Origin of the sequence: Streptococcus sp. HMSC066E07, from assembly GCF_001814695.1 — a bacterium.
GTDB lineage: Bacteria > Bacillota > Bacilli > Lactobacillales > Streptococcaceae > Streptococcus > Streptococcus hominis.
In genome coordinates this window covers 26,729-46,121 of record NZ_KV817464.1, presented here as the reverse complement: position 1 = coordinate 46,121, position 19,393 = coordinate 26,729, and the positions used below count along the sequence as shown (strand labels likewise).

17 protein-coding genes and 3 pseudogenes are annotated in these 19,393 nt (G+C 38.7%); 4 read left to right on the top strand and 16 right to left on the bottom strand.

Features of this window, described 5'->3' with window-relative positions:
• Positions 1 to 103: 103 nt before the first annotated feature.
• Complete coding sequence (locus tag HMPREF2984_RS07980; RefSeq protein WP_003041527.1) at positions 104 to 349, top strand: type B 50S ribosomal protein L31; 246 nt, start codon at positions 104 to 106, stop codon at positions 347 to 349.
• 129 nt (positions 350 to 478) lie between these two features.
• On the opposite strand, the gene HMPREF2984_RS07975 is transcribed toward HMPREF2984_RS07980, so the two are convergent.
• The 13 genes and pseudogenes from HMPREF2984_RS07975 to HMPREF2984_RS07915 all read right to left on the bottom strand — a co-directional run bounded on the left by HMPREF2984_RS07975 (position 479) and on the right by HMPREF2984_RS07915 (position 13,101).
• Positions 479 to 769, bottom strand: a complete 291-nt coding sequence (locus tag HMPREF2984_RS07975; protein WP_003030010.1) for an AraC family ligand binding domain-containing protein — start codon at positions 767 to 769, stop codon at positions 479 to 481.
• Between the two features lie 25 nt (positions 770 to 794).
• A pseudogene (gene ldcB, locus HMPREF2984_RS07970) lies at positions 795 to 1,358 on the bottom strand (LD-carboxypeptidase LdcB/DacB); the annotation flags it as partial.
• Between the two features lie 240 nt (positions 1,359 to 1,598).
• Positions 1,599 to 2,565: pseudogene (locus tag HMPREF2984_RS07965) on the bottom strand (zinc-binding dehydrogenase).
• Between the two features lie 11 nt (positions 2,566 to 2,576).
• Positions 2,577 to 3,296, bottom strand: coding sequence for an ATP-binding cassette domain-containing protein (locus tag HMPREF2984_RS07960; protein ID WP_070671038.1), 720 nt, complete (start codon positions 3,294 to 3,296; stop codon positions 2,577 to 2,579).
• On the bottom strand, positions 3,293 to 4,825 hold the full coding sequence (locus HMPREF2984_RS07955) for an ABC transporter permease/substrate-binding protein (protein ID WP_070671036.1): 1,533 nt from the start codon (positions 4,823 to 4,825) through the stop codon (positions 3,293 to 3,295). Before HMPREF2984_RS07955 ends, HMPREF2984_RS07960 begins: the two co-directional genes overlap by 4 nt.
• Positions 4,822 to 5,274, bottom strand: coding sequence for a MarR family transcriptional regulator (locus tag HMPREF2984_RS07950; RefSeq protein WP_003030016.1), 453 nt, complete (start codon positions 5,272 to 5,274; stop codon positions 4,822 to 4,824). The genes HMPREF2984_RS07955 and HMPREF2984_RS07950 overlap by 4 nt, the downstream gene beginning before the upstream one ends.
• Positions 5,275 to 5,515: 241 nt before the next feature.
• Complete coding sequence (locus tag HMPREF2984_RS07945) at positions 5,516 to 6,097, bottom strand: uracil-DNA glycosylase family protein (protein WP_003041385.1); 582 nt, start codon at positions 6,095 to 6,097, stop codon at positions 5,516 to 5,518.
• Positions 6,098 to 6,106: 9 nt separating this feature from the next.
• The gene (locus HMPREF2984_RS07940; protein WP_070671034.1) at positions 6,107 to 6,964 is read right to left on the bottom strand and encodes an SDR family oxidoreductase; all 858 of its coding nucleotides are present in this window, start codon (positions 6,962 to 6,964) and stop codon (positions 6,107 to 6,109) included.
• A gap of 55 nt (positions 6,965 to 7,019) precedes the next feature.
• Positions 7,020 to 8,420 (bottom strand): dipeptidase PepV, encoded by a 1,401-nt coding sequence (gene pepV / locus HMPREF2984_RS07935; RefSeq protein ID WP_049533136.1) that lies wholly within the window; start codon positions 8,418 to 8,420, stop codon positions 7,020 to 7,022.
• Positions 8,421 to 8,442: 22 nt separating this feature from the next.
• Positions 8,443 to 9,045: pseudogene (locus HMPREF2984_RS07930) on the bottom strand (nitroreductase family protein); the annotation flags it as partial.
• Between the two features lie 106 nt (positions 9,046 to 9,151).
• A complete protein-coding gene (uvrC, locus tag HMPREF2984_RS07925; RefSeq protein ID WP_070671031.1) occupies positions 9,152 to 10,951 on the bottom strand; it encodes an excinuclease ABC subunit UvrC in 1,800 nt (599 codons plus the stop codon).
• Between the two features lie 151 nt (positions 10,952 to 11,102).
• Complete coding sequence (ptsP, locus tag HMPREF2984_RS07920; RefSeq protein ID WP_003030024.1) at positions 11,103 to 12,836, bottom strand: phosphoenolpyruvate--protein phosphotransferase; 1,734 nt, start codon at positions 12,834 to 12,836, stop codon at positions 11,103 to 11,105.
• A gap of 1 nt (position 12,837) precedes the next feature.
• Positions 12,838 to 13,101 (bottom strand): phosphocarrier protein HPr, encoded by a 264-nt coding sequence (locus HMPREF2984_RS07915; RefSeq protein WP_003023815.1) that lies wholly within the window; start codon positions 13,099 to 13,101, stop codon positions 12,838 to 12,840.
• A gap of 396 nt (positions 13,102 to 13,497) precedes the next feature.
• On the opposite strand from HMPREF2984_RS07915, the gene nrdH reads away from it, so the two are divergent.
• The 3 genes from nrdH (at position 13,498) to nrdF (ending at position 17,193) form a co-directional block, all read left to right on the top strand.
• Positions 13,498 to 13,716, top strand: a complete 219-nt coding sequence (gene nrdH, locus HMPREF2984_RS07910) for a glutaredoxin-like protein NrdH (protein WP_003023812.1) — start codon at positions 13,498 to 13,500, stop codon at positions 13,714 to 13,716.
• Between the two features lie 255 nt (positions 13,717 to 13,971).
• Positions 13,972 to 16,131 (top strand): class 1b ribonucleoside-diphosphate reductase subunit alpha, encoded by a 2,160-nt coding sequence (nrdE, locus tag HMPREF2984_RS07905; protein WP_070671029.1) that lies wholly within the window; start codon positions 13,972 to 13,974, stop codon positions 16,129 to 16,131.
• A 90-nt stretch (positions 16,132 to 16,221) separates the two neighbouring features.
• On the top strand, positions 16,222 to 17,193 hold the full coding sequence (gene nrdF, locus HMPREF2984_RS07900; protein ID WP_070671027.1) for a class 1b ribonucleoside-diphosphate reductase subunit beta: 972 nt from the start codon (positions 16,222 to 16,224) through the stop codon (positions 17,191 to 17,193).
• A 118-nt stretch (positions 17,194 to 17,311) separates the two neighbouring features.
• On the opposite strand, the gene HMPREF2984_RS07895 is transcribed toward nrdF, so the two are convergent.
• The 3 genes from HMPREF2984_RS07895 to HMPREF2984_RS07885 all read right to left on the bottom strand — a co-directional run bounded on the left by HMPREF2984_RS07895 (position 17,312) and on the right by HMPREF2984_RS07885 (position 19,233).
• Positions 17,312 to 18,013: a CPBP family intramembrane glutamic endopeptidase gene (locus tag HMPREF2984_RS07895; protein ID WP_059220954.1), complete on the bottom strand. Its 702-nt coding sequence runs from the start codon at positions 18,011 to 18,013 to the stop codon at positions 17,312 to 17,314.
• Between the two features lie 301 nt (positions 18,014 to 18,314).
• Positions 18,315 to 19,028, bottom strand: a complete 714-nt coding sequence (locus HMPREF2984_RS09505) for a DUF3169 family protein (protein ID WP_224785079.1) — start codon at positions 19,026 to 19,028, stop codon at positions 18,315 to 18,317.
• Positions 19,006 to 19,233 carry a helix-turn-helix transcriptional regulator gene (locus HMPREF2984_RS07885; RefSeq protein ID WP_037607910.1) on the bottom strand — a complete coding sequence of 76 codons (228 nt, stop codon included), beginning with the start codon at positions 19,231 to 19,233 and terminating at the stop codon, positions 19,006 to 19,008. Before HMPREF2984_RS07885 ends, HMPREF2984_RS09505 begins: the two co-directional genes overlap by 23 nt.
• Between the last annotated feature and the right edge of the window lie 160 nt (positions 19,234 to 19,393).

Genomic DNA, 19,393 nt, shown 5'->3' with positions numbered 1-19,393 from the left:
TTTGGTAGAAAAGACTTGTCAAATCCGCTAGAATTTGGTAAACTATCAAAGTAACGAATCTATGGCTCGCAGAGAGACCATGGCAGAAAGGAAATTTTTAAAAATGAGAAAAGATATTCATCCTGAATACCGTCCTGTTGTCTTTATGGATACTTCAACTGGCTACAAATTCCTTAGTGGTTCTACTAAGTATTCTAGCGAAACTATTGAATGGGAAGATGGAAACACTTATCCTTTGATCCGTGTGGAAATTTCATCAGACTCACATCCATTCTACACTGGACGTCAAAAATTCACTCAAGCAGATGGACGTGTGGATCGTTTCAACAAAAAATACGGTCTCAAATAAAGATCATATTTACATTACAAAGAATGTTGATAATAAGCCTTTTCCAATTTTGGGAAAGGTTTTTTATATAATCAAAAAAACTTGGAATCTACGACAGTATGACTTCCAAGTTTTTACCTTTTTTCACATTCAGTATTTTAATTGTTGAATAACCAATACATGGCTATCTTTTACACCATATAAACTATGAAGTTCATTTGGTTCCATGGTTAAAAAACTTCCGGGAACAAGTTGAACTGTTTGACCAGATGATGTAAAATCAACCTTTCCTTCTAGACAGACAACAGTCACCAAAGCATCAGCCTTATGTTCAGGAATTATTTTTCCTTCTCCTAAGTGAAGGTGACGGATGATGCGACTAGTTTCTTCAACAGGTGTTTCCACGACATCAATAGTAGGGTTCATTGTGTAGATTTTCATGTGTATTGTCTCCTTGTGTTCAACTTTAATCCTTATAATCTCCCCCGGAAAAGCCGAAATACTCTTCTAAAGATAGTCCTGAATCTGCAATCTCTTTTGCTTCTTTCCCAACATAACGAAGATGCCATTGCTCTGGCATATATCCAGTTTTGTCTTCTTTACCATTTAGATAGCGCACGACAAAACCATATTCGGCAGCATGTTTCAAAAGCCATCTGCTCGCCTTTTCTTCTGTTACTAGATTTCCGTCTGTGCCAATCAAGTCAAATGCCAAGCCTGTTTGGTGTTCACTATAGCCAGGTCGGGCAGAATAACGATCTGCTGCTTCTTTCCCGTCTTGATTGATATAATTTTGATAAAGAGTAACCTGCGTTTGATAACTACGGAAACCGCTATATTGATTACTGATAGGATAGCCTTTGCGCTGCATAGCAGCAATCAACTCCAGCAATTTTGCTTTAGCAGTAGGATTTTCACCGGGATTGTAATCTGAAGATAATGGATAATGTTTATTTGCGATGACAATTTCATCGTATTTTCCTTTTACACTATAGTAAGAACCATTATAATGAACTTTTGCTTTTTTCTTTACTTGCTCAGAGGATGCAACTTTTGCAGATGTTGCTTTTCCTTCTTGTTTCGTTTCCACATTCGTTTTCTTTCCCCCACAAGCTGTCAAAAGAAACAAACTCGCTACTAATAAAATCCCAATCCTTTTTTTCATCTGTATCGCCTCATTTATAGAATTTTCTAATTTACATTATAGGCGTAGATATACTGTATGTCAATTCAAAAAAGCATGCATTTGCACACTTTTCATTTTTTCTAGTTAATCATTTAAGACGACCACTTTCCCAAATCCCGCTTGACTTTCGATATAAGAATGGGCTGCTGGGATTTGCTCTAACGAAAAGATTCGTTGAGAAGATACATTTTTCTGGTAAGCATCAATATAGCTAAAAAGTTCATCAATAAGCTGCTGGCTCACATTGCCTGAATGAAAACTCGTCAAAAAACTATTATTTTTTATTTCTACGATTGGGTCAAACTCCTCTACATACCATTTGCCACCTAATTGACCAGTGTTACAGATAATTCCTGCACTTTGAATATGGTCAAATGAATTTTTTAGAGTAGCCGGACCGACTAATTCAAGGATTTTATCAAACTTTTCCTCAGTTTGCAAAACTCCTTTTTCATCTAAAATAATTTCATCAAAACCTCGATATTGAAGCAAATCTTTTTTAGCGAGAGAACGAACTGCGCCAACTACACGATTCTGTGGGAATTGCGCCTTTACCAATTTTAAGAAAGCTAATCCAACACCACTTGTCGCAGCTCGGACTAAGATTGAATCTCCTTCTTTTATCTGCAGATTTTTGAAGGAGCCAAAAGCGGTATAATAGGTCTCTGGTACTGCTGCTAACTCAGACCAAGGTAATTGGCTATCTACGGGATAAATCTGCTCATTTGGAAGTAGAGCATATTCAGCATAAGAACCGTCAAGGGCATGTCCCATTTCACCCCATGATAGAGACAATTTTTTATCCAATTTGTAAATCTCTCCTTGTCGTTTCAACCACTTGTCCTACACACTCAATCCCCAAAATTCGAGGAAATTGAACATCTGGAGATAGACCTTTCCGAGTGAAAATTTCTGAATGATTGATCCCAAAACCTTTAATCTTGACTAGAGTCCAGCCTTCTTTTACATTCGGGAATTCTCATTCTTCTAGAACAAATTTTTCTGGACCACCAGGCTCATAAATCACCATGGATTTCATTTTTTGATTCATAGAACTTCTCTTTAGCTTGCTAATTCTAGTAGTTTTCGTACAAAGTCATTTGCAGGCTGCATTTTTATTTCCTGTGGCGTGCCATATTGCTGGATTTCTCCCTTATCTAAAACGAGGATTTTCGTGCCTAGTTTCAAGGCTTCTGTTATATCGTGTGTGATAAACACAACTGTAATGCCGGTTTCTTCATGCAAGGATTTCAACTCATGCTGCAGTTGATAGCGCGTAATAGCATCCACTGCTCCAAAAGGTTCATCCATTAGCAAAATATTAGGAGTTGCAGCTAATGCACGTGCAATCCCCACTCGTTGCGCCTGTCCGCCCGAAAGAGCTGCTGGATAGCGATTTTTTAGCTGGGTATCCAAACCAAGCATAGCTAACTTTTCATTGATAATCTTCTCTATTTCTGCCTGATTTTTCTTTTGCAAATTCAACACATAAGCGATATTCTCGGCAACTGTCAAATGCGGAAAAAGCCCATTTCCTTGAATCGAATAACCGATGTTTCGTCGCAATTCAATCAAATCCGTGTCCTGCACATCTTGACCATTGATAAGGATTTGCCCTTGATTCGGCTTGACCAAACCATTTATCATCTTTAACAATGTCGTTTTGCCTGAGCCAGAAGTCCCCACAACTGTCAGAAAAGTGCCGTCTTCAATCTTTAGATTTAGATTTTTGATAATGTCTTGATTTCCATAAGATTTGCTAATTTCTTTGTATTCAATCATTTTTTCAAAATTCCTTTCTCTACAAGATAGTCATGAGCGACTTTAGCCGGCTCTTCTTTGTCATTTTCTACTTTGTGGTTTAGTTCTGCCATTTTACTATCTGTTAAAATACCATCTAATTTTGCCAATGCTTTTTTCAATTGTGGGTATTTTTTTAGAGTAGCTTCTCGAACAACTGTCCCTGCCTGATAAGAAGGATAGATTTTTTTATCATCTTTCAAAACCACTAGATTGGCACCATAAAGCTGTCCATCTGTGGTAAAAATATCAATCGCATCAACTTTTCCGGATTTAATAGCCTGATATTTCAGTCCGCTATCCATATCCACTTGAGATTTGAACTTCATACCATAGGCAGATTGTAAACGTGCAAAACCGTCTTCACGACCAAAGAAATCATACTCCGCACCAAAAGTTAAATTAGGACTAGCTTTAGCAAGATCGCTAAAGGTTTTAATATTGTATTTTTCTGCTACATCCTTGCGAACGGCTAAGCCATATGTGTTATTAAAGCCAAATGTATTTACCCAAGCAAGTTGATATTTCTTGCGGTATTGACTTTCAAGCGTCTTAAATTGACTTTCATCATACGAGCCTGATTTTTTGAGAATAACTTCCCAGATTGTACCGGTGTATTCGGCATAAATATCAAATTCCCCTTTAATCATCGCTGGATGGATATTGGCAGTCCCACCACCGACACCTTTAGTCATTTTGACCTTCAGATTGGTGTATTCTTCAATGACTTGTTTTTGCATTTCTCCTAAGATATAGTTTTCTGTCTGTGGCTTGGTCGCAATCTTGACCGTTCCACCCATTGGATTCATTTGCAAAAATGCGATGATTCCTGCCATCAAAAGAACTATAGAGCTGAAAACAGCTAACCATTTTTTAGATACTTTTTTATGACGTAAGATTGATTTTTCAACCAAAGAAAGGAGAAAATCAAAGACCAATGCCAACAAAGCTACTAAAATACTTCCGACCAAGGTCAAGGTTTGATTATTAGTGGTAATCCCACGGTAGATCGCAACCCCCAGACCGCCAGCACCGACGAAAGAGGCAATCCCAGCTAGCGCAATGGTCATCGTCACCATATTGCGAAAACCAGACATCATGACCGGAAAGGCAAGTGGCAACTGAACCTTGGTTAAAATCTGCTTGCGAGTAGAACCCATTCCTTCTGCTGCTTCAACGAGAAGCGGATCAACACCTGTAATACCTGTATAAGTGCTCCGTACCATAGGTAAAAGTGCATACAAGGTTAAAGCTACAATTGCTGTTTTGTTACCAATTCCTGTAATTGAAATCAAAATCCCTAAAAGGGCAATAGAGGGAATTGTATAAAGAATATTCACTATTCCGATAACGACACCAGCCCAGCTTTTTTTGAAACTGATGAAAATTCCAAGTCCAACTCCCAAAATTAAAGCAAGTAAGATAGACAAGCCCGATATCCAGACATGATCCCACACCATACTAAATAGAAACTGCCATTGATTGGTCACTAATTTAATGAACTCGTTCATGCTTTATCCTTTCTTGGCTTGGTTAAATTTGCCACGATACGCTCCAAATAAGTCTCAAATTCATCAATTTCTAGGTCAGAAAATCCGCTGTAAAAGATTTCAATTATTTCCTTAGAAATCGCATTATACTCATCTTGCAGACCTTTGGCATAGCCCGTCAAACAAATCATCTTTTTTCGCTTATCTTTTTCATGATAGCACCGCTCCACAAGGTTCATGCTAATCATTCGGTCAATCATTTTCGTAAGAGTATTCAACGTCAAGCCAGTCTTCTCCGATAATTCGGTTTGACTCTGATAATCTTTTTGCCAAAGCGCATGTAAAATGCGTCCTTGCTCTCCGTTAAAGGCTTGAATTCCTCGTTCTAACAAAATGTGGTTCATCAGTCGATTGGACAAACGATGAATTTTCCCGATGTAAAACCCACCATTGATTACTTTTTTACTCATTTTCCTTCTTTCTAAAATATACGATATAGAAGTTTACGTTTATTCTACTGTATAGAACATTTTTTGTCAAAGATTTTGTTTAAAAAAAGAAGCTGGGGCAAAAGTGCCTAGCTTCTATTATTTATGCGTTATGCTTGCAAAGCGCAGCGGTTTGGAGAAATTCATTAGGCGCTTCCGTACTAATGAACCACTGTGGAGCAACAAAATCAAAAACTTTTAAATGATTAACTTTTGTTCCACACTATGAAATAATCTTTTGTACCCGTTCCCTTAAATCAGGAATTACGGTTTCTGCAAACCAAGGATTCTTAGCCATCCAAATTTGATTTCGTGGTGAGGGGTGGACAAGCGGGAAAAATTCTGGCAAGTAGTCTTGATAATGTTTTACCGTATCAGTTAGTTTTACAGTTCCTTTTTGATGAAGGTAGTATTTTTGAGCATACTGACCAATGAGAATCGTCAATTCAAGATCTGGCAGCAATTCTAAAATCAGCTGATGCCATTTTTCAGCAAAGCCCTTGCGAGGCGGTAAATCGCCTGATTTTCCATGACCTGGGAAATAAAAATCCATTGGAATCGCAGCAAAATAACCTGAATGATAAAAAGTATCATAATCAACCCCCATCCATTCACGCAAGCGATCACCACTCTTATCATTCCAGTACAAGCGTGTTTCCTGCGCTTTGATGCCCGGCGCTTGACCGACAATGTTAATACGTGCCGTTTTAGGCGCTGCAAAAAGTGGCTCAATTCCTCGCTCGGTATATACTTGATTTTGTGAATCAGCCATAATAGCTTTCTTAATATCTTCTAGCGTTTCCATTTCTTGCCTCTATTTTTGATAATTTTTCATCATGTAGCTTTTCAAATCAGTTGCTTGCCGTCCTGTGATTGTCCGAAAATCATCTGTCACAATGTCCAAACAGCCTCGGCTTCCAGCTTGGTAAAGAGAAGCCAGCACAACACCGAAACCTTTTGGTTGGTCATAAAGGACAGCAAATTCCTCAACTGTCACCGGCTGGTAGCTAATCTCGTGACCAGAAACCTCGGACAAAAGATTAGCCAGCTCCAACATTGTGTAATTGCGTTCTTGAGTCAAAACATACGTCTTTCCCTGTAGGACAGGCGACATAGCCAGTTTGACAATAGCTTCTGCACTATCTTCTCGCGAAATAAAGCTCATTTTGGCATTTTCCATTGGATAGATGACCGCCTTGCGCTCTATTAACTCAGGTAAATAAGGTACCAATGGATCAGCATACATAGCATTTTTGATAATGCTGTAAGAAAATCCAGCTGATGCTAGACGAGTATTGGCATAAGCAAAGAAAGCCGCCATGTGAAAAGGGCTATTAACTTGATCGGCGAAAAATCCAACAAAGATAAAGTGCTTAACTCCAGCTCTTTCTGCCGCAATAACTGAATTTTCAAACTCGGGTACACGCACAATACTTGGATGAGAAATACTTGGAATGTAAATCAAAACATCCGTTCCACGCCAAGCCTCGACCATAGAATCCACATCTAAATAATCAGCTTCTCTGACATCAATCCCTGCTGCTGCATACTGGCTCGCTTTTTGGGGACTCCGAACAGATAGCCGAATGTCATTAGAATTTAAATATTTTTGTGCTTCAGCAACGACCTTTTGCCCCAATTGACCTGTCGCACTTGTAATTGTATAAATCATAATGGTCCTCTTTCTTTGAAAGAAACTCAACTATTTCTAGCTGAGTTTACGTCCTTTATTTAATCAATTCATAGATTGCCTCAGCATAAATAGCTGCTGCACGGAAAAGATCTTCTACATCTATAAATTCATTTGCTTGGTGCATGGTATCTGTATAGCCTGGGAACATGGCACCATAAGCAACACCGCGTTTCAAGAGACGACCAAACGTTCCTCCACCAATAATTTGCTCATAACCTTTCAGACCTGTTTGCTTTTCATACACATCTAAAAGTGTCTTCACAAGCGGATCTTCCATTGGAACATAGTGGGGAACATGCTCGTGCTCGGACAATGTCACTGTCTCCACAGGTAAGTTTTCCAATTTAGATTTGATCATTTCTGGATTGGTTCCTTGTGGATAGCGGAAATTAAGGGCAATGGTGTTGTCGTTGCTTGCTTCATCGAAGCGGAAAACACCAGCATTCATAGAGAGAGCACCCATTTTTTCATCTACATAATCTACTTTCAGAGCTTTTCCTGCATGGTCTTCTAAAAGAATGTTCCCAGCCACTTCAAGATAATCCTTAGCAGAACCTGCAAAGTCAAACTGGGTCAAGAATTTCGCCAAATAAGTCGCACCATTAACACCAGATTGCGGTGAAGCGCCATGAGCAGATTTACCAACAATTGTAACTGTTATTTGACCACTCGGTAATTCTTGGTATTCAAATTGAAGTCCGTGTTCTTTTGCAAATTCGTCCAATTTATCTACAAGATTTGGCACATTTCCTGATACTACTGCTGTTGCAGATTCAGGGACCATATTTTCACGAAGTCCACCAGTAAAGCTATGCAAGCGCGCAGCTCCGCTATTTTCCCCTGCAAAATGAAGATATTCGGTAATATTTCCTTTTTCACCATTGATAATCGGAAATTCTGCATCTGGCGAAAAACCAAAATCTGGCTCTGGCAGACCAACATGTTTGAAATAATAGTCCATATCAGCCCAACCAGATTCTTCATCTGTACCAACTACAAAACGAACTTTCTTAGACGTCGACAAACCTAATTCTTTGATGATTTTCAGTCCATAATAGCAAGCCATCGTTGGCCCTTTGTCATCACTCGCACCACGCGCATAGAGTTTTCCATTTTTAATTGTTGGTGTATAAGGATCTGTATCCCAACCACTTCCAGCCGGCACCACATCCATGTGCGCAAAAATTCCAAGCACTTCTTTTCCTTCGCCATATTCAAAATGCCCTGCATAATTGTCCACATTCTTTGTTGGATAGCCATCACGCGCAGCTAGTTCTAAGAATTTTTCCAAAGCCTTAACAGGTCCAGGCCCAAAAGGATGTTTTTTATCTGCTTTCATGTCATCTCGCTCGGAGTTAATTTCCAAAAGGCTAAACAAGTCAGCCAATAGAGCGTCGCGACGTTTCTCAACTTCTGCTTTAAAATCAATCGTCATAAAATCAGATTCCTTTCTATCAACGTTTTTCAATAATCTCGTCCACTGGCAAACGATAGCTTGGCTCCAGTTTGTCATCTGTATAACCAACGGTAATTAAAAGTTCTGGACGGAAGCGTTCATCAATATCTAGCACTTGATTGACTTTCGACTTATCAAATCCAAGTATAATATTGGAAGCAATTCCTTGGTCAGTCAAAGCCAACACAAGATTCATTGCCACCAAACCAGCATTTAAAGCCAAATAATCACTTTTTTGTTGCTCAGAATAATGACTATACTCAACCGGTAAATTTTGCATATAATATTGCAACAATTCGTCGGACATATTATTAACCCCAGCCACACGAGCAATTTTCCGAGCGCGTTTAACTAAGTCTGTATCTGTAAAAAGAGCAATCGTCACAGGTGCTTCTGTGATTTGGTCTTTGTTTGCACCGAAAGCAATCTCAGCCAGCTCTGCATTTTTCTCACGCACAACTACAAATTTCCAAGGCTGGCTATTGTGAGCACTTGGCGCTAAAGTTGCAATTTCAATCGCCGTCCGCACATCTTTCGGATCAACTGCTTTATCATTGAAATGCTTCGTTGCATGACGCTTTTTATTTAATTCAAGAAATTTCATAGGGACTTTCCTTTTCTTATTATACTAATTTCATTTTACCATAAATTGGAAGAGCTTGCAGAGGTTTTTCACGAGAAATAGTCTGATGAACTTGCTTCCCTAAAATCTAGGAGTTGGTTATCTTTTTATCTGTAGATTTGCTCAATTTCTCCTGCACAGCCTCTGCCACTTTTCGCGGCACACCCACTTCGACAATTTCATCCACGCTGGCTTTCTTGATGTTGGTCAAGGATTTAAAATGTCGCATCAAATTTTGCTTGCGCTTGGGACCCAGTCCTTCAATGCCATCTAGTTGTGATGAGAAGGAATTCTTAGACCGGAGCTGGCGATGGAAGGTAATGGCAAAGCGGTGGACTTCATCTTGGATGCGCTGCAAAAGGAAAAATTCCTGTGAATTGCGAGATAATTCGACCACTTCCAATGGATCACCAAAAAGTAATTCATGAGTCTGATGCTTGTCGTTCTTTTGCAAACCAGCGATAGGAATATCTAAACCTAATTGATGTTGAATGACGTCTTTAGCAACGTTGACTTGGCCCTGACCACCATCAATGACAATCAGATCAGGCGGTATTAAACCATCTCGCATAACTCGGCTGTAGCGACGCTTGATGACTTCCCGCATACTGGCATAGTCATCCGGACCGATAACTGTCTTAATCTTATACTTGCGATAATCTTTTTTGCTGGGTTTGCCATTAATAAAAACCACCATAGCTGAAACAGGACTTGTCCCCATAATATTGGAATTATCAAACGACTCAATCCGAACTGGAGTGGGAATATTGAGGAGCCGGCCTAGATTTTCAATTGCTCCTTGCGTTTTTTCAACAGATTTCTCTAATAAGTCAAACTTCTGCTGTAAACTAACTTGAGCATTCTTAATTGCTAGATTGACCAGCTGTTTCTTTTCTCCTCGTTGAGGCTTAAGAATTTTTGTATCCACCACAGCCCGTACTGATTCCTCGTCAATATCAGATGGAATCAAAATTTCATTGGGCACCAGATGAGATTTATTCTGATAAAATTGTCCAATATAAGTAAGAAAATCCTCGTCAGGGTCATTGTAATAAGGAAACATATTTACATCTCGCTCAATGAGTTTTCCTTGACGGACAAAGAAAACCTGCACACACATCCATCCTTTGTCCACATAATAGCCAAAGACATCCCGATTTTGTAAATCCCTTGCCATCACTCGTTGCTTGGTGCGAAGTGTCGCAATACTTTGAAGCAAATCTCGGTATTCAGCTGCTTTTTCAAATTCCATCTTTTCAGCAGCACTAGTCATTTTTCCTTTCAATTCATCAATAATCTTATTATCATGACCTTTGAGGAAATCTGCTACTTCTTGAGCCATCTCTTGAAAGAAATGTGGATCATTATGGCAGATAGTGTGAGCTCGGCACTGCCCGATGTGGTAGTAGAAACAAACTTTTTCAGGCGGATTAGTGCATTTGCGAAAAGGGAAAATTCGATCCAGCAGGCGCTTAATTTCATTGGCAGCACCTACATCAGGATAAGGACCAAAGTAGAGACCCCCATCCTTTTTGACCTGACGCGTAATAATTAGACGCGGATATGTCTCATTGGTAATTTTGATAAAAGGGTAGGACTTATCATCCTTGAGCATGATGTTGTACTTAGGCTGATTTTCCTTGATGAGATTGATTTCAAGCAGCAAAGCTTCAATGTTAGACTCCGTGACAATAAACTCAAAATCCTCAATCTCAGACACCAGTGCTTCGGTCTTAGTATCATGGCTCCCACGAAAATAAGAGCGCACTCGATTGCGCAAATTCTTAGCCTTACCTACGTAAATAATGGTACCATTTTTATCTTTGTGAATATAGCAACCTGGACTGGTTGGCAGCAATTCTAATTTTGATTTAATCAAGTTATTCATAATTATCATTATAGCAAAAATGAGCAAAAGGAAGTAAAAAGGAACACAGAAAGCCTAAATGATTTGCAATATAAAGAAAGAGGACAACAACGCCCTCTTTCAATAACTGAGATTCCAATTATCTTAATTGACAATGGTCTTCGTTTCGATATTATTCAAAATCAAGATATTCTTTTTCAAGTTCAAGAACTTCTTCCATCGTTGCACATTCTGTAAGAGCACGTTGAGCGAGTTCTTGCATCTTCTTCGTATCCAATTTCTTCATCAAGCTACGTGTACGAAGAACAGATGTTGCACTCATTGAGAACTCATCCAGACCGATACCAACTAGAAGTGGAACAGCAGTTTGATCGCCTGCCATTTCACCACACATACCAGCCCACTTACCTTCAGCGTGAGCAGCTTTGACCACTCGATCCACTAAGCGAAGGATAGAAGGATTGTATGGTTGGTACAAGTAAGAAACTTGTTCATTCATACGGTCAGCAGCCATTGTGTATTGAATCAAGTCATTGGTACCAATTGAGAAGAAGTCAACTTCTTTTGCAAATTGGTCAGCAAGCATTGCTGCCGCTGGAATTTCAATCATGATACCAACTTGAATATTGTCCGCAACTGCCACACCCTCTGCAAGCAATTTAGCTTTTTCTTCTTCCAAAATGCCTTTTGCAGCACGGAATTCAGTCAACAAAGCAACCATTGGGAACATGATACGCAATTGTCCATGCACAGATGCACGCAAAAGTGCACGTAATTGTGTGCGGAACATTGCATTTCCTGTTTCAGAAATAGAAATACGAAGAGCACGGAATCCAAGGAACGGATTCATTTCTTTTGGCAAATCAAAGTAAGGAAGTTCTTTGTCTCCACCAATGTCCATTGTACGGACAACAACTGGTTTGCCATTCATCCCTTCAAGTACAGCTTTATAAGCTTCATACTGCTCATCTTCTGTTGGGAAATCTTGCGAATCCATATAAAGAAACTCAGTACGGTAAAGCCCGACAGCTTCTGCACCATTTGCATTCACACCTTCGACATCTTTAGGTGTACCGATATTTGCAGCCAGTTCAAAATGTTTTCCGTCAGCTGTTACTGTTTCAGCATCTTTCAGCAAATCCCATTCAGCTTTTTGCTTTGCATAGGCTTCACCCGCTGCTTTAAAGGTTGCAACTTGTTCTTCTGTTGGATTGATAATAACCTCACCAGTAATTCCATTCACGGCAACTATATCACCGTCTTTTACTAATTCGGTAATGTTATTTGTTCCAAGAACCGCAGCAATTTCAAGAGTACGAGCCATAATAGCTGAGTGACTTGTACGTCCACCAATATTGGTTACAAAAGCTTTAACAAAGTTTTTATCTAATTGAGCGGTATCAGAAGGAGTCAAGTCATGGGCAATCACAACTACTTCTTCATTAATCATAGCAGGGTTTGGCAAGCGTACACCAAGCAAGTGAGCCAACACACGTTTGGTCACGTCGCGAATATCTGCTGCACGTTCTTGCATGTATGGATTATCTTCCATATTTTCAAAGAGAGTGATGAACATGTCTGTTACTTCTTTCAGACCTGCTTCAGCATTCACTTTTTTTGCACGAATTGTTTCTTTAATCTGACCAATCATTTCTGGGTCAGAAAGTACCATTAAATGAGCATCAAATACTTGAGCTGCTTCTTCTCCAAGGCTTTCTACTGCTTTCTCACGGATAACAGAAAGCTCGTTCTGTGAAGCTTCAAGAGCTACATCCAAACGAGCCTCTTCTGCATTTGTATCTTCGACTGAAGCAGTCTCAAATGATAAATCCGGTTGAACGAGTAGATATGCCTTAGCAACAGCAACACCGTCAGATGCTGCAATTCCTTTTAGCATTTCTGTCATGTTAAGCCAATCCTTCTTTTGTCATTGTTTCTGCGATTGCTACAATTGCATCATCAGCGTCTGCACCTTCTGCAGTAATTGTTACATCAGCCCCTTGACCAACACCAAGGCTCATAACACCCATGATTGATTTAAGGTTTACTGATTTACCTTTGTATTCAAGAGTAATATCTGAAGCAAATTTGCTAGCAGTTTGAACTAACAAAGTTGCTGGACGTGCGTGAATACCTGTTTCTGCCACAATGTGGAAATCTTTAGAAGCCATAGTTTGACTCTCCTTTAATGTAATCTTTTTGGGGTCTCATGTGATAACCCTTACAATTCTAGATTATAACATCTTTGTAAAATTTTTTCAAGAATTTTATGTGTATTCAGCAAGTCTTTTTTATGAGAATTACTGAAATTTCATTAAAACGAGATTTTCACTATCCAATTGATTGACACATTTTTTATCCATTGTTCCCTAAGGAAAGCTTAGTCTAACGAAGCCCAAAATAGGAGTTCATCCTATCTTTTTCTTTTTTAATAAAACACTATATCTAGTATCATGATATTTAAAACCCCAAAACAAAACACAATATTTAGAACATAATAGTTGACAAAATTCCCTGTTTTGGATATACTAATTCCATACTGAATTTAAAGAAATTAGGAGTTCATTATGGTAACTATTTATTCAAAAAATAATTGCGTTCAATGCAAAATGACAAAACGCTTCTTAGACACTAACCATGTAGAATATCGTGAAATCAATTTGGACGAACAGCCTGAATACATCGATCATGTGAAAAGCTTAGGCTTTAATGCTGCTCCAGTCGTTCAGACTCCAACGGAAGCATTTTCCGGTTTTCAACCAGGTAAATTGAAAAAATTATCATAATTTATGACATGTACATAATGGGAGAAATGGTTAAAACTGCGATAACTAGACAAGACCTTCTCCGTTCACTTTTTATACTCGGAAGAGTACCTTTGATGAAAACTTTGTTTTCTTCGTTCACCACCTCAACACTTTTCAAAACTGTTGAGTAACTTTGTGGGGTGAGACTACGAACTAAAATTTGCAATTTTTAGTTCTTGCCCACCCCTCTTTCTTTTGCCAAATATCAAACCTAACATTTAGAAAAGGAACACTATGGGACTCAAACAATTAGAAGATGTGACGTATTTCCGTCTCAATAATGAAATCAACCGTCCAATCAACGGACAGATTATGCTTCACAAAGATAAGGAAGCCTTGGAAGCATTCTTTAAAGAAAATGTTGAACCAAATACAAAAAAATTCTCTTCTATCACAGAAAAAATTCACTATTTAATTCAAGAAAACTATTTAGAAAAAGAATTCATCCAGCTTTATTCACCTGAATACATCGAAGAGCTAGCCAGCTTCATTCATGAACAAGATTTTCATTTTAAATCTTTCATGGCAGCTTATAAATTCTATAATCAATATGCTCTCAAAACAAATGACGGTGAATATTACCTTGAAAGCATGGAAGACCGCGTTCTTTTCAATGCGCTCTATTTTGCCGACGGTGATGAAGCAATTGCCAAAGATATTGCCAATGAAATCATTCATCAACGGTATCAACCAGCAACTCCAAGTTTCTTGAATGCCGGACGTGCTAGGCGTGGTGAATTAGTTTCTTGTTTCTTGATTCAAGTCACTGATGATATGAATTCAATCGGTCGTTCTATCAATTCAGCTCTGCAATTATCTCGGATTGGCGGTGGCGTTGGAATTTCCCTCAGTAACCTGCGGGAAGCAGGTGCCCCTATCAAAGGTTATGAAGGGGCTGCTTCTGGTGTAGTACCAGTTATGAAGCTCTTTGAAGACAGCTTTTCATACTCTAATCAATTAGGTCAACGTCAAGGAGCTGGTGTTGTTTATCTTAATGTCTTTCACCCAGATATTATTGCTTTTCTTTCAACTAAGAAAGAGAATGCCGATGAAAAAGTTCGGGTTAAAACTCTTTCTTTAGGAGTTGTCATTCCAGATAAATTTTATGAATTGGCTCGTAAGAATGAGGAAATGTACCTCTTCAGTCCTTACTCTATTGAACGCGAGTACGGTGTCCCATTTGCTTATATTGATATTACTGAAAAATATGACGAATTGGTTGCCAATCCTAAGATTAGTAAAACGAAGATTAAAGCTCGTGATTTAGAAACTGAAATTTCCAAGTTGCAGCAGGAATCTGGCTATCCTTATGTAGTTAATATCGATACTGCTAATCGTGCGAATCCAGTAGACGGCAAGATTATCATGAGCAATCTCTGCTCCGAAATCCTGCAAGTCCAAGAACCAAGCCTCTTGAATGACGCTCAAGAATTCGTTCGTTTAGGAACAGATGTTTCTTGCAATCTCGGCTCTACCAATGTGGTTAATATGATGACTTCGCCAGATTTTGGTAAGTCTATCCGTACCATGACGCGGGCGCTGACATTTGTTACAGACAGTTCTCACATCAAAGCTGTTCCGACTATTGACCACGGCAACAGCTTAGCTCACACTTTTGGGCTAGGTGCCATGGGCTTGCACAGTTATCTGGCTCAGCAATTGATTGAATACGGATCAGCTGAATCTGTTGAGTTTACCAGCATTTACTTTATGCTCATGAATTATTGGACACTTGTTGAGTCCAATAATATTGCCCGCGAGCGCGGGGTGGTTTTCCATAACTTTGAAAAGTCTGATTATGCAAATGGTTCATACTTTGACAAATATGTGACTGGTGATTTTGTACCAAAATCTGACCGAGTGAAAAAACTCTTTGAAAATATCTTTATTCCTTCTGCAAAAGATTGGACTGAGCTACGCGAGAAAGTCATGACAGACGGTCTTTATCACCAAAATCGCTTAGCTGTTGCGCCGAATGGTTCTATCAGCTATATCAATGATGTCTCTGCTTCTATCCACCCAATTACACAACGCATTGAAGAACGCCAAGAAAAGAAAATCGGAAAAATCTACTACCCAGCAGCAGGACTGTCAACTGAGACTATTCCTTACTATACTAGCGCTTACGACATGGATATGCGTAAAGTCATTGACGTTTATGCAGCAGCTACTGAGCACGTAGATCAAGGGTTATCTCTGACCCTCTTTATGCGCAGCGACATTCCACAAGGACTCTACGAATGGAAAACCGAATGCAAACAAACGACACGCGACCTGTCTATCCTGCGCAACTATGCCTTTAACAAGGGCATCAAATCAATCTATTATGTCCGTACCTTTACAGATGACGGCGGCGAAGTTGGAGCCAACCAGTGTGAGAGCTGCGTGATTTAACGAGAATTAAAATTTCTAAAAGCCTTTCAGAACAAATTTAAACTATCTGTAAACAATAAGAATCAACTGGAATAAAAGAAAGTAATCAACATGAAAACCTATTATAAAGCCATAAACTGGAATGCCATTGAAGATGTCATTGACAAATCTACTTGGGAAAAACTGACCGAGCAGTTCTGGCTCGATACACGAGTCCCCCTCTCCAACGATTTGGACGACTGGAGAAAATTATCACCTGAAGAAAAAGACCTTGTTGGTAAGGTCTTCGGCGGATTAACATTATTGGATACGATGCAATCCCAATCAGGTGTCGAAGCTATCCGAGGAGATATTCGCACACCTCATGAAGAGGCTGTGTTGAATAACATCCAATTCATGGAGTCTGTTCACGCTAAGTCGTATTCATCTATTTTCTCAACCCTTAACACGAAATCAGAAATTGACGAAATTTTTGAATGGACCAATACAAATCCTTATTTGCAAAAGAAAGCAGAAATTATCAACGAGATTTACCTCAATGGAAATGCTCTTGAAAAGAAGGTTGCCAGTGTCTTTTTAGAAACCTTCCTCTTCTACTCTGGTTTCTTTACTCCGCTCTACTATCTTGGAAATAACAAATTAGCCAATGTAGCTGAAATCATCAAATTGATTATCCGCGATGAATCTGTCCACGGAACGTATATTGGCTATAAATTCCAATTAGGCTTTAACGAATTACCAGAAGAAGAGCAAGAAACATTCCGAGAGTGGATGTACGACTTGCTCTACACCCTCTATGAAAATGAGGAAGGCTACACAGAAACCTTATATGACGGTGTCGGCTGGACAGAAGAAGTCAAAACTTTCCTTCGTTATAATGCTAATAAAGCTCTCATGAATCTTGGTCAAGACCCACTTTTCCCTGACACGGCTGATGACGTCAATCCGATTGTCATGAATGGTATTTCAACCGGAACTTCTAACCACGACTTCTTTTCTCAAGTCGGAAACGGTTATCTTCTTGGTGAAGTTGAAGCCATGCAAGATGATGATTACAATTATGGGTTACAAAATATCAATTAACAAAAATAACATCTGATAACACAAAAACACGAATGAAGCAAGACTAGCAAGTAGCTGAAACTAAAATCGTTCGTGTTTTTATTATATTATTGTAAATGATTGTACTATTTTTACATCGCTATCGAAACATCGCAAACAGCATAACGAGAGCTGCTGGTGTGTTGTTTAAAATATGCACAGCTATTGAATCTTTCAGATTTCCTCGACGTGCAAAGGCAGCATAAAGGACTAATCCCATGGCAAAATAAAGTGGAAACTCTGTCCATTTTGAGATATGAGGAAGTGCAAAAATGATAGATGTTATGATGGCTGCTGATATTTTTTGATCTTTCTCAAAGAAAAAGATTGTCGCAAAACCACGGAATACTAATTCTTCAATCACCGGAGCTATTATTGCAACAGTTACTACATATAACAGAGCAAAAAAGATATGATTAACAGACATAATTTTTCCTAGATTTTGTAAAGCACTATCGTTACTGGTCGTACTTTGCCCTGTTAAAAAGATGTTTAGATAAGTTCCTAAAACCGCTACTACTCTTGCCGCTAAAAAGAACAACAATGCTTTCCCAAAATCTCCCCAAGAAAATGACAGGACTTTGATATCCTCTGAGACATGTGTCTGGTATCTCCTCCATAAAGTGCGGATAGCAAAAAACACGAGCACAAGGTAGGCTAAAACCAGTAAAATTTCTGTATATATTGGTAGATTTTGTCCTTTTGCTAAGAATAACATAGGAATGCCATTGATGACCATGACTAACACAATCAGTCCCAATAACTTTAAAATGCCAAGTCCAATATGGGCTATTTTTTTCATTAAAATGCTCCTCGTATAACTAGTTATGTTTCATGAGATTGGGACAGAACTTATCTTGAAAAATTTAAGTTCGTAGTTCCCTCCCTGCAAGACTGCTCAACAGTCTCCCTGACTGTTGAGGCGGTGGATAAAAAACAGAGTTTTCGTCAAAAGTGTTCTTTCTAGCTTGAAAAGCGAACAGGTTTGAGACTTGCTTCGCAAGCCCTATCCGCCACCTCAAAGCAATGCTTTGAGCAATCACCTACTGTGCTATTCGCTTATCACTAAATGAGATAGAGTCAGAGATACTTTTTGACCAGCCTTATTTAAAGTATTTCTTTATCATAGAAATATTTACTACATTGATGTAGAGGTGGATAAAGACCACGATTGCAATAGGAAGGTATTGAACTTCACGTAATAGAAGCGAAATAGTGAACAGGAGGATGTAAAACGCTGGCAAAATGAACTGATTTAACTGAAAAAGAATCTTAAAGCTCTGCTCATAATGTGCTTCTCTTTCTGCTTCATCATAGGTCTTCATCAAGGCTAAAACATCTTCAGGAAATGTAACGATTGGCAATTTAAAATGCCGAACCTGCTCAATTGTCTTTTGGAGACAATATTGTCCATATAGAATAAAAGTAAGTGCTACATAAGGAAATAAACTGCCTGTAATCAAAACACTATTTTTAGTAATGAATACATTAAATGATGTTAGTATATCAAAAATCGTCAAGATTGTCACAACGTCTAATAAAATAGTACCATATTCCAGATTTTTGAACATCTTCTGATAAAGTTGTTCATTTAATTCATCTCCATTTGTTGACTGCTTTTGAATTGTTCGACTAGACTGTAGTAAATAAATCGTCATGCAGAATAAAAGCAGATTGAGCACACGAATAATCCAACCCCAAAGTATGCTATTTAAAAAGATTGGAAAATGGAAATTTCCGAGCCAACTACTTGCTACAAAAATTCCTAGCAAAACACTCACTACTAGTAAACCACTAATTTTCATCCATTTTTTCATCGCTATTCTCCTTTAGATAAAATACATTTTCTACGTTTTCTCCAAAAATATGTGCAATCTTCAAGGCAATGATGACAGACGGAGCATACTCTCCCCGCTCAATCAAACTGACGGTTTGTCGAGAAACTCCTGCTTTTTTAGCCAACTCTGTTTGATTCAACCTATCTCGCGCTCGAAGTTCTTTTAATCGATTTTCCAGCTTCATATGCTCCTCTCCTTTCATCTCTATTGTAACTCATTCGTGTCACTTTGTCAACTATTATTGTCAAAAATAATATTATCATTGTCAATTTAATGTAGAAATTTATTCAATTCATATAAAAATCCCCCAAAGTTAGTTTTGTATCCAACTTTGAGGGAATTCT